This window comes from Cryobacterium sp. M91 (assembly GCF_002929615.1).
Classification (GTDB): Bacteria; Actinomycetota; Actinomycetes; order Actinomycetales; family Microbacteriaceae; genus Cryobacterium; species Cryobacterium levicorallinum.
Genome location: NZ_PJJT01000086.1, coordinates 17,363 through 29,629 on the forward strand (window position 1 = coordinate 17,363; position 12,267 = coordinate 29,629).

Here is a 12,267-nt window from a genome sequence, read left to right on the forward strand (position 1 = left end):
TGTGGACACAGCCAACGACATAGTGCAGCGCCGGCCGGACGCCACGTGCCCTGCTCCGCACCCACACCCGCACGCGATCCATAGCCCCGCAACGGACGATCGAAATTGACCCTGCGGATCTAACGGCCGCATCCGACCACCATCCAGTGACGCCGCACGCCCGGCCACGGGAGCGCCGCTCCAGCTGGCTCCTGGTAGCCCCATACGCGCCTTACGCGCGGCGCACCCAGCCAGCCTCGCGTTCCTGGGCGGCCCCGTCGAGGTCGAGGCCGCCCAGGGCGCCGCGCACGGCCGCACTCGACAGCCCGGCTCGGCGTGACAGGTCGGCGACCGTGCGCGGCGAGCGACCGCTGAGAGCATCAAACACGCGCACCTGGTCGCTCGTGCGGGGAATCGGACCGGGGCCCGCATCGGTGTTGGGCCCCGCTTCCAGGTGGAAATTGGCCAAGGGCACCTGAATCGACCGATCGCCGACCAGCTCGGCCATTTCGGTCGGGTTGGTCACGCACACCGCGGCGAACTCCCGGATGAGGCGGTGGCAGCCAGCCGAGGTCGGGCTCGTGATCGGGCCGGGCACCGCGCCAAGCGGGCGACCGAGCGCGGAGGCATGGCCGGCTGTGTTGAGCGAGCCGGACCGCCAGCCGGCCTCAAGCACGACCGTCGCCGCACTGGACGCGGCGATGAGCCGGTTTCGTTGCAGAAACCTCCATTTCGTGGGTGCTGCGCCGCAGGGAAGCTCGGAGACGACCGCGCCGGAGGCCACGATGCGGGTGAGCAGGGAGTCGTGGCCACTCGGGTAAAACCGGTCGACTCCCCCGGCGAGAAAGGCCACGGTCAGACCGTCACTGGCCAGGGCGGCCCGGTGGGCCATCCCGTCGATGCCGTACGCGGCACCGGAAACGATGGCGAAGCCACGGTCGACCAGCCCCGCCGAAGCTTCCATGGCGATGTGCTCGCCGTATCCGGTGGCGGCCCGCGCCCCGACCAGTGCGATGGAGTTGGGCAGCGCGGCGAGGGCACCGGGTCCGCCACGCCACCACAGGGCAAGCGGGGCGTGCTTCTCGAGGTCATTGAGAGCCGCCGGCCAGAGGGAATCCGTGGCCAGCAGCAAACGAGCCTCGACGCGGGCCGCCTGTTGCAGCGAGCGGATGACCTCGGTCGAGTTGAGCCGCGGGCGCCAGCGCTGCAGCCCCTGGTCTAACGCGGCCTCGAGTTCGGCGCTGGTGTCGGCATCCGCTTCGCTGAAATCGATGGACGGACTCACTGCGAACAGCACACTCGGGCCGACCGTCGTGTCGCCGGAGAGCGCGTCGCGCACCAGGGCACCGAGGCGCACCGGGCTCCACGCCTCGAGAATAGCGGTCAGGGCGACGCTGGCACCGAGGCTCGCCACGAGCACTCCCGCCATGCCGTCGCCCGGCTCGGCGATGCCCGACCACGCGGCGCGGGCGAACACCTCGGCGACCATTGCGGTCTCGATTTCCATGGCGGCGCCGTTGGTCGTGCCGCTCCTGTCTGCACCGACGGCCCGATCTGCACCGACGGCCCGATCTGTGCTATCAGCTACGCCTGCGCTGCCGGCCAGACCTGGTGTCTTGGCGCTCGAAATCGGGACCAGGTTCTGGCCTGCAGCCGCGGTGCCGTCGCAGGTCTGCGGTCCGTCACCGGCCGCTGGCATCCCACCGCGCACACCGGCGGTGAGTGCCCTGACCCGGGATTCGTCCAGACCAAACAGCTTCATGATGTCATTCCTTTGCGTAGGTAAAGGGCTTGACCGACCTGGTCGGCGCCGGGACTGGTGAGACCGTCGTAGTCGGCGAGGGTCCAGGCGATGCGCAGCACCCGGTCGTAGCCGCGCATGGTGATTCCGCCACGTTCGAGGGCGCGATCCAGGCCCGCCGTGCATGCCGGGGCCAGCCGCACCGGGGCACCGCGCAGCCACGGTCCGGGCACCTGGGAGTTCACGGTCCACGGCGTGCTGCCCAGCCGTTCGGCTGCTGCAGCCCGAGCGGCCACCACCCGATCCCGGGCGCTAATGCTCGTGACGCGCTGGGTGCCGGCGGCGAGGCGCAGCTGGGCGGCGGTAATGCGCTTGACGTTGAGTTGGATGTCGATGCGGTCGAGCAGCGGACCGGAGATGCGCGCAAGATAGCGGCGGCGCGCGTTCGGCGGGCAGGTGCAGCTCAGGTCGCCGGCCCCGTACTGCCCGCAGGGGCACGGATTGGCCGCCATCACCAGTTGGAAACTGGCCGGGAAGTGGGCGACGGCATTGGCCCGGTGGATGCTGATCCAGCCGGATTCCAACGGTTGGCGCAGCGCGTCAAGCACCGGCGAAGCGAATTCGGGGGCTTCATCGAGAAACAGCACTCCGTGCGAGGCTTGCGAGGCAGCACCGGGACGAATCTGCCCGTTGCCGCCGCCGACCATGGCTGCGGCCGTTGCGGTGTGATGGGGCGCTTCCCACGGCGGCCGGGTAATCAGGGCATCGCCGAGTCCGAGACCGCTGAGCGAGCGCAGGGAGCTGACTTCGAGCGAGCTGGCCGGGTCGAGATCGGGCAACAGCCCGGGCAGTCGGGCCGCGAGCATTGTCTTGCCGGCGCCGGGCGGGCCGAGCAGAAAAACGTGGTGCCCACCGGCGGCGGCGATCTGCAGCGCCAGGATGGCGTCGTCGTTGCCGATCACGTCGGCGAGGTCGGGTTCGGCAGCCAGACTGCTCGGTACGGTCGTCGCCAGGATCGGCTCGACCGGAATCGTCGGGAGGTTTGCCCCATGCCAGATCGCCGCATCGCGCAGCGATGCGACGCCGATCACTCGAATATCGGGAACGAGTCGCGCCTCCGCCTCATTGCCGATGGGTACCATCACGGTCGTGTGACCGAGGCGGGCGGCGGTCATCACGCCCGGCAGGATTCCCGGGGTCGGTCGCAGCCGCCCGTCGAGGGCAAGCTCGCCGAAGTGCACGACCTTGCCCACCGACACCTGCGAAATGGTGCTGTCGGCGGCGAGGCAAGCCAGGGCGATCGCGAGGTCGAACCCGGCACCGTGTTTGGGCAGCGCGGCCGGCGACAGATTGATGGTGAGGCGGTGAACAGTGAGGGGGCATCCACTGTTGGCGGCCGCAGCACGCACCCGCTGGGTCGCCTGGGACAGGGCAGCGTCGGGCAGGCCGATCAGAATCATGCCGGGCAGTTGCGCCGAGATATCGGCCTCGACCTCGACGAGCGCTCCGGTCAGGCCGAGCAGCGCCACGGCATGGGTGCGGGCGATCCCCATCAGAACACGCCCTCGAGGTGTTCGATGACCGGTTCGCGGCCCCGCGGGGCGATCACGGCGATGACGTCAAGCCTAATCTGGCGCGGCCACCGCTCGGCCTGCACACACCAGGCCGCGGCGAGGTGGCGCATGCGGGCAAGTTTTTTCACGGTGATGGCTTCAAACGGATGCCCAAAGCTCAGGCTGCTGCGCGTCTTCACCTCGACAAAAACCACCGCAGAACCGCGTTGTGCGACGAGGTCGATCTCTCCCTCGGCGCACCGCCAGTTGCGGGTCAGAATTGTGTAGCCGGCACCCTCCAGAAAGCGAGCGGCCTGCTCTTCACCGAGTTTGCCGACTTCGTCTTTGCGCGCCACGAGTGCCTCCGAGAACCAGAGTGACCGCTCGCGGGGCGCCGTGGCCGGGCCGCCACCGCATTGGTCCAGAATGCGGCGATCCGGGCGCTGTGGAGGAGGCTACCCGCAGCAGGAGCAGGCTGCGTCGGGGTGCAGAACAGACCGGGGCGGCTACTCGTCCTGCAGCACGAACAAGCGGCGCACGACCTCGCCGGCGACGAGCGCATCCAGGCTCTCGTTGAGGTCGGCGAGCGGACGCGTATCGGTGTGCAGCAGCTCGACCGGCAGCTTGCCGTCGCGCCAGAGCTGCAGGTAGGCCGGAATGTCCCGGCTCGGCACGGAGTCGCCCATATAGGAGCCGAGCAGCCGGCGACCGAGCCCCGCGAACTGCAGCGCGGGCGTTGTGATGGTCTGCTCGGGGTGCGGCAGGCCGACCGAGACGAGCGCGCCGCCGCGGGTGAGCAGGGCGAGGCTCGCCTCCATGACCCGGGCGCTGCCGACCGCCTCGATGGCGAGATCAACACCGTCGCCGGCATGCGTGTTCACGAGCTCCGCTGCTTGCTCGGGCGATCCGGCGTGGTCGGCGCCGCACCGCACGGCGAGGGCTTGTTTTTCGGGCAGCGGATCGATGGCGATCACGGTCGTGCCGTCGACCTGCGCGGCGGCCATGACCGCCATCAGGCCGACCGCGCCGAGACCGAACACGATCACCGACTGGCCGGGCGCGAGGGCGCCGGTGCCCAGCACGGCGCCGATGCCGGTCAGGGCCGCGCAGCCGAACATTGCAGCAACCTCGAACGGAACATCCTGGTCGATCACCACGACGGATTCGCGGGCGACGACGGCGTACTGGGAGAACGCCGAGACGCCCAGGTGGTGGTTGATACGCTCCCCCGCTCCGCCCACCAGCACGGCCGAGCCGTGCAGCAGGTCGCCGGTTCCATTGGCCTCGGCGCCGCGGTGGCAGAGTGCTGGCCGCCCGGCCCGGCAGGCGCGGCAGTCGCCGCAGCTCGGCACGAACACGAGAACGACCCGGTCGCCGAGCTCGAGATCATCGATGCCGTCGCCGAGGCCGGCAACGGTTCCCGCGGCTTCGTGGCCGAGCGCCATCGGCAGGGGGCGCTGGCGCGAACCGTCAATGACCGACAGGTCCGAGTGGCAGAGGCTGGCCCGTTCGATGCGCACGAGCACCTCGCCGGCGCGCGGGACCGGCACCGGAATCTGCTCAAACGTCAGCGGGCGGCTGTCGGCGTAGGGGCGCGCCGAGCCCGCTTCGCGAAGAATCGTGCTGAGCATCATTGTTGGAGTCATTCCTTCAACCTATCGCCAGTGGCCACGTACGCTGGGCTTATGACCACGCTGCGCAACCGGGTGACCGGGTGACCGATTTCACAATGCGCGCCATGAATGGTGTGCACCGGATGATTCTGGCCCTCACGGGCGGACGCCTCGGCTGGACCATCGGCACCATGCAGACCGTTGAACTGCACACGATCGGCCGCAGCAGCGGGCTTCCTCGGTCGACGATGCTCACGGCGCCGATTCATGAGAGCGGGCGGTATGTGCTGGTGGCGTCCAAGGGCGGCGACGACCGGCATCCGTTCTGGTACAGCAACCTCGTGGCGCAGCCGGACGTAGACCTGACCATTCGCGGGGTGACGCGGCCTTTTCGGGCGCGCACCGCGACATCCGCTGAGAAAGCCGCGCTGTGGCCGCGCATCGTGGCCGCCTACCCCGGCTATGGCGCCTACCAGGCAAAAACCGACCGCGACATTCCCGTGGTCATCTGCGAGCCGCGCTAACCCGGTGTTGAGGTTACGCTACGCGAAAGCGGCGGCGGCGGGCTTCCCTGCTTACCCTCGATGTCTGAGCGAGGAGCGGGTGACCCGCCGACTCCGCGGACCGCCAGCGGAACGCGAGCACATCCCCCGGCCCACCTTAGGAAGCTGGGCCCGTGATAGATCATGGGCCCACTTTCCGGGCCCGGGCCCGGTGCAAATCACATTGTTAGGCGACGGGCTCGAGGGCCTCAGCGGCGAGGATGGCCGGGAAGATGGGCGCGTGCACGCCGGCCATCTCCTCGAGTACCCGAATGACCTGGCAGCTGTAGCCGAATTCGTTGTCGTACCAGACGTACAGCACGGCCTTCTGCTCGGTGACGATGGTGGCCAGCCCGTCGACGATACCGGCGCGACGCGAGCCGAGAAAGTCGCTGGAGACGACCTCGGGCGAGTCGATGTAGTCGATCTGCCGGTGCAGCGAAGAGTGCAGCGACATGGTGCGCAGGTAGGTGTTGAGTTCGTCCTTATCGGTGGCTTCGGCCAGGTTGAGGTTGAGGATGGCCATCGACACGTCGGGCGTGGGCACGCGAATCGCGTTGCCGGTGAGTTTGCCGGCGAGCTCGGGCAGAGCCTTGGCGACGGCCTTCGCCGCACCGGTCTCGGTGATCACCATGTTGAGCGCGGCCGAGCGACCACGGCGGTCGCCGGAGTGGAAGTTGTCGATCAGGTTCTGGTCGTTGGTGAAGGAGTGCACCGTTTCGACGTGGCCGTCGATGATGCCGTAGCGGTCATTGATCGCCTTGAGCACCGGGGTGATCGCGTTCGTGGTGCAGGACGCAGCGGTGATGATGCGGTCGCTCGCCAGGATGTCGCCGTGGTTGATGCCGTGCACGATGTTCTTGAGCGCGCCCTTGCCCGGCGCGGTCAACAGCACCCGGGACACTCCGGGGCATTTCAGGTGCTGCGACAGGCCTTCTTCGTCGCGCCATTTGCCGGTGTTGTCGACGACGATGGCGTCGTGAATGCCGTACTGCGTGTAGTCGACGCTGGCCGGGTCGCCGGAGTAGATCACCTGGATGAGCGTGCCGTTGGCGAGGATGGTGTTGTTCTCTTCGTCGATGGTGATCGTGCCCTCGAAGGGGCCGTGCACCGAGTCGCGGCGCAGCAGGCTCGCGCGCTTCACCAGGTCATTGGCGGATCCGCGCCGCACGACGATGGCCCGCAGACGGAGCCCCTGGCCACCACCGGCGTGCTCGATCAGGATGCGCGCGAGCAGTCGGCCGATCCGGCCGAACCCGTAGAGCACCACGTCGGTGCTGGAGCGACCGTCCCGTCCGTGCTGGCCGACCACATCGGCGAGTTCGCCGCGCAGGTATTCCTCGAGGGTGACTCGGTCGTTCTGCTCGCGAAAGCCGAGGGCGAGGCGGGCCAGGTCGACCGAGGCAGCACCGAGACCCAACCCGTCGAGGGCCTGCAGAATCGGCAGCGTCTCGTCGAGCGGCAACTCAACATCCGCTATATGACGCGCGAAGCGGTGTGCCTTGATTAGGCCGATGACCGACTTGTTGACCAGGCCGCGCCCGTAGACGCTCGTCACCACGTTGTTGTCGCGGTAGAGGCGGCCGATCAGGGGAATCATCGCCTCGGCGAGAGCCTCGCGGTTGCTCCACGTTGCACGGGCACGATCAGCGTCCTGGATCACAGGGTTGCCTTCCTTAACCTTCATTAGTCAGTATGGCGATATCCCCGGCCACCCAGGGCACCGGAGTCGTTCCTTACTCGTCGAGCGCAAGTTCCTTGGGAAGTTCGAAGTCCTTCGACGCGAGCTCTTCCACGTTGACGTCCTTGAAGGTCAGCACGCGTACCGACTTCACGAACCGGTCGGAGCGGTAAACGTCCCAGACCCAGACGTCCTTCATAGTCAGTTCGAAATAAAAGTCGTGCTCAGTGTCACGGCGCACCAACTCGACCTCGTTCGCGAGGTAGAAGCGTCGTTCGGTTTCGACAACGTACTGGAACTGGCCAACGACGTCTCGATATTCCCGGTACAGGGCCAACTCGACCTCTCGGTCGTAGTCCTCGATTTCGTCTTCTTCCATGGTGACCTCATCTTACAATGAGATTTTCAGCCACGATTTTCGATGTAAAGGGCTCGGTCCGAGCAGGTCGATCGCGCTCATGTGCGCCGCGCTGCCATAGCCCTTATTCGACGCCCAGCCGTAGCCAGGTTCGTCATCGTGCGCCGCGATCATCAGACGGTCGCGGTATACCTTCGCAATAACGGATGCCGCCGCGACCGACCCGCAATCCCGGTCGGCTTTGATGCGGGTCACGACGTTCAGCGGGGTGGCCAGCGCCTTATTCAACCAGTCGTCACTGCCGTCGAGCAGCACGATGCTGCCGGCCACGTCGACGCCCTGCGCATACAGGTCGGACAGGGCACGCTTGCCGGCCAGGCCGAGGCAGGCGATGATGCCGAGTTCGTCGACCTCCGCGGCCGAGGCGAGTCCGACAGCCGAGAACGTCGCCCAGGCCGCGGCGAGCGGCGCAAGAAGTTCGCGGCGCGGCTCGCTGAGCATCTTCGAATCGCGCAGTCCAAGGGGCATGGTCAGAACGGATGCGTTCACCGCGGCGAATCCGACGGCCACCGGCCCGGCGAGGGCACCGCGGCCGACCTCGTCGCACCCGATGACGAAGCTCGCGCCGCGGTGCAGCAGGTCGAACTCCACGTCGAGGGTGGGATCAGATACTGCCACTACTCGGTGCCCTGCTCGGCCTGCTCGACCTCGCGGAAGACGTCGGGGTAGTCATCGAGCCAGGCCCAATGGGCCAGCGGCCAGCTCACGACCAGAGCCCGCCCGACGACGTTCTCGACGGGCACATAGCCCTGACCGGCGGTCTCGCCGTTGAACCGGGAATCCTTGGAGTTGTAGCGGTTGTCCCCCATCATCCAGAGCGAGTCGTCCGGGATGGTCACGTCGAAGTCGATGTCGGAGACCTTGGCCTCGCCGGCCGGCAGCAGCACGTAGGCGGATTCGTCGAGCGGAACGTCGTTCACACTCATCTGGCCGAGGGCGTTGCAGCAGACGACGTGGTCGCCGGGCAGGCCGATGACCCGTTTGATCAGGTGGTCGTTACTGTCGGGGGCAGACAGGCCCACGACCGAGAGCAGCCAGTCGGCGCCGGCAACGATCGGGTTTTGCACGATCTCGGCCTGCGGCAGCAGCCATCCGCCCGGATCTTTGAATACGACGACATCGCCGCGCGTGACCGGGATGAGCTCGGGTTCGAGCTGGTTCACGATGATGCGATCGTCCACCTGCAGGGTGTTCTCCATCGACCCGGACGGGATGTAGAACGACCGAATCAGAAAGGTCTTGATCAAAAACGAGATCAGCAAAGCCACCACGAAAATGATCAACAGGTCGCGAATGAACAGCAAGACGCTGCGCTTCTTGCTGGGCGCCTTCGTACTTCGTGCCATTTTGCTTCGGGACCTCTTCGACTCTGACACCCGATGATCGGACCTGGAGGTGAGCACTTCATCTGTCATTTAACCGCCTGAGCTCCCCATCAGTTTAGGTGATGGGGAGCTCAGTAAGAATCCGGTTGGACCTTGGGTCAGCGCGAAAGTTAGCGCTTTTCCTTGATCTTGGCCTTCTTGCCACGCAGGTCGCGCAGGTAGTACAGCTTCGCGCGACGAACGTCGCCGCGGGTCACGATCTCGATGTGGTCGATGACCGGGGAGTGCACCGGGAAGGTACGCTCGACGCCGATCTGAAAGCTGACCTTGCGAACGCAGAACGTTTCGCGCACGCCTTCGCCGGAGCGGCCGATGACGACTCCCTGGAAGACCTGGATACGAGAGCGGGTTCCCTCAATGATGTTGACGTGAACCTTGACGGTGTCGCCGGCACGGAAGTCAGGAAGATCCTTCTTCAGTGATGGGGCGTCTACCGCGTCGAGAATATGCATGTTGTTTCGCTCTCTGTACCCGCCACAGGTCGACTACGCTAGGTGCTTCATTCGAAGCAATCAGTATGAGTTGTGCGCCGCACAAAGCAGGTTCCCCTGTGGCAGAGTCCTGCAGCGGCACAATCGCCTATTCTGCCATGAACGAGGCCCGGCTGCAAAGTCGGGCTCGATTGAGTTAGATGCGGTCGCGCTTTTCTTCGATGACGATGACCTCCGGGGTGCCCGTACGGCCAAAGCCGGGCGTTGGCCTGGTCGTCTTCGGCGACACATGGGGCAGTGGATGCCCCGGCGCGGCCGGTGCAGACTGCCCGCGTGCCGTCTGCTCCACCAGGTCGACCATCGCGCGCATTCGACGCTTGGCGGAGTCGAACAGCTCCCAGAGTGCAAACCAGAACACGGCCAGCCCGCCGACGATGACCAACACGCTGAGCCAGCCGGCGGCATCCGCGGAAAAGGGGATCGCGATGATGAGGGTGTGCCAGAGGGTGAGAACGCCGACGTCGGCGTAGGAGACGGCGCGGGTTTCGCGCACCTCTTTGCGCGCAAAGAAAAGGAGGGCGACGAGGAGAAGCCCGAGGCCGATGAGCACGGCTCCGAAGAAGATGCCCAGAACGGCCCAGGCGCCCGATCCAAAGATCGAGGACCCGACGAGGAGCCAGAGCGGCAGGGCTCCGGCGGCAATGAATTGCCAGTGGTAGAAAACGCGGCGGATGATCACCGCGCCAGTTTATCGACGGCGGCTGGGGCTTTGCTTGGCGTTCGCTGGGGGCAGAAGATCGGGTGACATCAGGTCGGGGCGCACCCGTTCGGTGCGTTCGATCTGCTGCTGACGGCGCCAGGTGCTGATGGCGCCGTGGTTGCCGCTGAGCAGCACGGGCGGTACGTCGAGGCCGCGCCAGCTGGACGGTTTGGTGTAGCTCGGGTATTCGAGCAGGCCGTCTTCGTGGGATTCCTCGACGAGGCTTTCCGGGTTGCCGACGACGCCGGGGATGAGGCGTCCGATGGCTTCGATCATGGCCATCACGGCAACCTCTCCCCCGTTGAGCACGTAGTCGCCGAGGCTAACCAGGCGCACCCGGCCGCGGGCTTCATAGTGGTCGACGACGCGCTGGTCGATGCCCTCGTACCGGCCGCAGCCGAAAATGAGGTGCTGCTCGAGCGAGAGTTCGCGGGCCATCGCCTGGGTGAACTGAGCGCCGGCCGGGGAGGGAAAGATGAGGATCGGGCCGTCGTCGGCGGCGTTGACGGCGGTCGGCGTTTCAGTTGCGGCAGCCTCGGTCGCTACGGCCGCGGCGTCGGTCGCTACAGCTTCGGTCGCTACGGCCTCGGGAGCGGCGCCGAGGATGGCGTCGAGGGCTGCGCCCCACGGTTCGGCCTTCATGACCATGCCGGCACCGCCGCCATAGGGCGTGTCGTCGACCGAGTGGTGCCGGTCGTGGGTGTGGTCGCGCAGGTTATGCACGCCGAGTTCGATCAGTCCGCTCTGGCGAGCCTTGCCGAGCAGCGACAGATCGAGCACATCGAAGAATTCGGGAAAAATGGTGACAATGTCGATGCGCATGGTCAAATTCTAGAAGAGTCCGGCGTGCGCTTTCGCCTCAAGGTACCGGCCGACGACCAAATCGACCAGCGGAGCGGGGGCTGGTTCGCCCGGCACCAGCAGTGGAGAGGTGACCGACTCGGCACCGGCGCTCTGGGCGCGGGTCAGGTCGAAGAAAAATCCCGGTGCCATCAAGTAGGTACTCACGGTGACGCTGTCGCTGCGGAGGCGGGCCTCGGTGACGGCGCACGCCAGTCGGGGCGAGGCGGCGGACAAAAAACCGACCGTTACGCGCACGCCGAGGCGCTGCGCCAGCATCTCGCCGATTCGGCGGCAGTCCTCGACCGCGCGTGTGTCGCTGGAACCGGCAGCGGCGAGGACGACCTCGCGGCCGGGCTGGGCGGTGAATCCGGCGGCGGCGAGCCGGTGCTCGAGCACATCGATGAGGCGATCATCGGGGCCGAGGGCCCGGGAGACGGTGGTCACGCGGCCGGGCACGCGGGACTCGCGTTGCAGATCGACGTGCACGTGATAGCCGGCGGAAAGCAGCAGGGGCACCACCACTGCGGCGCGATTCGGGCGCAGCGCGCCGAGGCTGGCCGCGATATCCGGTTGTTGCACGTCAACGAAACCGCCGGTCACGCTCAGATCGGGGCGCGCGAGCGCGACGGCATCGACGAGGGCGGCAATGGCGGCCTGCCCGTCAGCAGAACTCGTGCCGTGCGAGATGGCGACGAGCGCGGCGGGTAGTGCCGTCTGGGGCGCGGCATCCGCTTGATTGCTGCGGGGTCGATCCGCTCGCACCTGGTCGGTGCGAGCCTGGGGGGCGCGAGCCGGAATGGTTCGCACCTGGTCGGTTCTGAGTCGTTCGCCGAGCAGGGTCATGCGGCACTGAGTAGTTCGGGGGCGTGCCGTTTAGTCTCGACGGCGACCTCGATGAAACCGCCGACCACGCGGGTTTCGTAGGTGTTCAGTACGAGCGTCGGGTTGGTGAAGCATTCTCCGGTGCCGAGATCATAGACCTCTTTGTGCAGCGGGGAGGCGATGGTGGGGCGGTCGCCCTTGGAGCCGACGATGCCGCGGGCCATGACGTGGGCCTCGGTGTGCGGGTCGCGGTGGTCGACGGCGTAGATTTCGGTGGGCGAGAGCAGAAACAGGGCGATCTGGTTTTCGCGGATGAGGGCCGCTTCGCCCCAGCTGAGTTCCAGATCGGCCACGGCGCAGGCGCGCTCCCAGACCAGGGTGGGGCGGGTCAGTGCAACGGTAGGGCGAAACTCGGCGGTTGTCATCGTCATGGTGCGCTCCCTGGGTTGTCGCGTTTGTGCGTTGATCCCACGGTAGGCGGGCCATATTTCGACCAGAC

Annotated in this window: 14 protein-coding genes; 1 reads left to right on the forward strand and 13 read right to left on the reverse strand. The window is 66.8% G+C overall.

The genetic code is table 11. The features are described from left to right. Positions 1 to 211: 211 nt before the first annotated feature. The 4 genes from dprA to CXY80_RS11290 form a co-directional block, all read right to left on the reverse strand. Positions 212 to 1,741, reverse strand: coding sequence for a DNA-processing protein DprA (gene dprA, locus CXY80_RS11275; protein WP_233195289.1), 1,530 nt, complete (start codon positions 1,739 to 1,741; stop codon positions 212 to 214). Continuing rightward, the gene (locus CXY80_RS11280) at positions 1,738 to 3,273 is read right to left on the reverse strand and encodes a YifB family Mg chelatase-like AAA ATPase (RefSeq protein WP_092449213.1); all 1,536 of its coding nucleotides are present in this window, start codon (positions 3,271 to 3,273) and stop codon (positions 1,738 to 1,740) included. The genes dprA and CXY80_RS11280 overlap by 4 nt, the downstream gene beginning before the upstream one ends. Next, the gene (locus CXY80_RS11285; protein ID WP_104132572.1) at positions 3,273 to 3,629 is read right to left on the reverse strand and encodes a YraN family protein; all 357 of its coding nucleotides are present in this window, start codon (positions 3,627 to 3,629) and stop codon (positions 3,273 to 3,275) included. The genes CXY80_RS11280 and CXY80_RS11285 overlap by 1 nt, the downstream gene beginning before the upstream one ends. Before the next feature lie 150 nt (positions 3,630 to 3,779). Continuing rightward, positions 3,780 to 4,919 carry an alcohol dehydrogenase catalytic domain-containing protein gene (locus tag CXY80_RS11290; protein WP_104132573.1) on the reverse strand — a complete coding sequence of 380 codons (1,140 nt, stop codon included), beginning with the start codon at positions 4,917 to 4,919 and terminating at the stop codon, positions 3,780 to 3,782. A 68-nt stretch (positions 4,920 to 4,987) separates the two neighbouring features. On the opposite strand from CXY80_RS11290, the gene CXY80_RS11295 reads away from it, so the two are divergent. Next, entirely contained in the window at positions 4,988 to 5,410 is a 423-nt protein-coding gene (locus CXY80_RS11295) for a nitroreductase family deazaflavin-dependent oxidoreductase (protein WP_233195291.1), read from the forward strand. A 205-nt stretch (positions 5,411 to 5,615) separates the two neighbouring features. Here CXY80_RS11295 and CXY80_RS11300 read toward each other — a convergent pair whose 3' ends face one another. From CXY80_RS11300 to nirD, 9 genes are all read right to left on the reverse strand, one after another. Next, complete coding sequence (locus CXY80_RS11300; RefSeq protein ID WP_104132575.1) at positions 5,616 to 7,115, reverse strand: glyceraldehyde-3-phosphate dehydrogenase; 1,500 nt, start codon at positions 7,113 to 7,115, stop codon at positions 5,616 to 5,618. Positions 7,116 to 7,164: 49 nt separating this feature from the next. Then, on the reverse strand, positions 7,165 to 7,488 hold the full coding sequence (locus CXY80_RS11305; protein WP_092449218.1) for a DUF2469 family protein: 324 nt from the start codon (positions 7,486 to 7,488) through the stop codon (positions 7,165 to 7,167). Between the two features lie 12 nt (positions 7,489 to 7,500). After that, positions 7,501 to 8,145: a ribonuclease HII gene (locus CXY80_RS11310; RefSeq protein ID WP_092449219.1), complete on the reverse strand. Its 645-nt coding sequence runs from the start codon at positions 8,143 to 8,145 to the stop codon at positions 7,501 to 7,503. Beyond that, positions 8,145 to 8,873, reverse strand: a complete 729-nt coding sequence (gene lepB, locus CXY80_RS11315) for a signal peptidase I (protein ID WP_104132576.1) — start codon at positions 8,871 to 8,873, stop codon at positions 8,145 to 8,147. The genes CXY80_RS11310 and lepB overlap by 1 nt, the downstream gene beginning before the upstream one ends. 149 nt (positions 8,874 to 9,022) lie before the next feature. After that, positions 9,023 to 9,364: a 50S ribosomal protein L19 gene (gene rplS, locus CXY80_RS11320; RefSeq protein WP_092108884.1), complete on the reverse strand. Its 342-nt coding sequence runs from the start codon at positions 9,362 to 9,364 to the stop codon at positions 9,023 to 9,025. A gap of 175 nt (positions 9,365 to 9,539) precedes the next feature. Then, positions 9,540 to 10,082: an MFS transporter gene (locus CXY80_RS11325; protein ID WP_104132577.1), complete on the reverse strand. Its 543-nt coding sequence runs from the start codon at positions 10,080 to 10,082 to the stop codon at positions 9,540 to 9,542. 9 nt (positions 10,083 to 10,091) lie between these two features. Then, the gene (gene trmD / locus CXY80_RS11330) at positions 10,092 to 10,925 is read right to left on the reverse strand and encodes a tRNA (guanosine(37)-N1)-methyltransferase TrmD (RefSeq protein WP_104132578.1); all 834 of its coding nucleotides are present in this window, start codon (positions 10,923 to 10,925) and stop codon (positions 10,092 to 10,094) included. Between the two features lie 9 nt (positions 10,926 to 10,934). Beyond that, complete coding sequence (locus CXY80_RS11335) at positions 10,935 to 11,789, reverse strand: sirohydrochlorin chelatase (protein ID WP_092449223.1); 855 nt, start codon at positions 11,787 to 11,789, stop codon at positions 10,935 to 10,937. After that, positions 11,786 to 12,199 (reverse strand): nitrite reductase small subunit NirD, encoded by a 414-nt coding sequence (gene nirD / locus CXY80_RS11340; protein ID WP_233195293.1) that lies wholly within the window; start codon positions 12,197 to 12,199, stop codon positions 11,786 to 11,788. The genes CXY80_RS11335 and nirD overlap by 4 nt, the downstream gene beginning before the upstream one ends. Positions 12,200 to 12,267: the final 68 nt, after the last annotated feature.

Coding starts and splice junctions, on each gene's coding strand:
- dprA (WP_233195289.1), bottom strand. CDS start 1,741: ATGAAGCTGTTTGGTCTGGACGAATCCCGGGTCAGGGCACTCACCGCC.
- CXY80_RS11280 (WP_092449213.1), bottom strand. CDS start 3,273: ATGGGGATCGCCCGCACCCATGCCGTGGCGCTGCTCGGCCTGACCGGA.
- CXY80_RS11290 (WP_104132573.1), bottom strand. CDS start 4,919: ATGACTCCAACAATGATGCTCAGCACGATTCTTCGCGAAGCGGGCTCG.
- CXY80_RS11300 (WP_104132575.1), bottom strand. CDS start 7,115: ATGAAGGTTAAGGAAGGCAACCCTGTGATCCAGGACGCTGATCGTGCC.
- CXY80_RS11305 (WP_092449218.1), bottom strand. CDS start 7,488: ATGGAAGAAGACGAAATCGAGGACTACGACCGAGAGGTCGAGTTGGCC.
- lepB (WP_104132576.1), bottom strand. CDS start 8,873: ATGGCACGAAGTACGAAGGCGCCCAGCAAGAAGCGCAGCGTCTTGCTG.
- rplS (WP_092108884.1), bottom strand. CDS start 9,364: ATGCATATTCTCGACGCGGTAGACGCCCCATCACTGAAGAAGGATCTT.
- trmD (WP_104132578.1), bottom strand. CDS start 10,925: ATGCGCATCGACATTGTCACCATTTTTCCCGAATTCTTCGATGTGCTC.
- CXY80_RS11335 (WP_092449223.1), bottom strand. CDS start 11,789: ATGACCCTGCTCGGCGAACGACTCAGAACCGACCAGGTGCGAACCATT.
- nirD (WP_233195293.1), bottom strand. CDS start 12,199: ATGACGATGACAACCGCCGAGTTTCGCCCTACCGTTGCACTGACCCGC.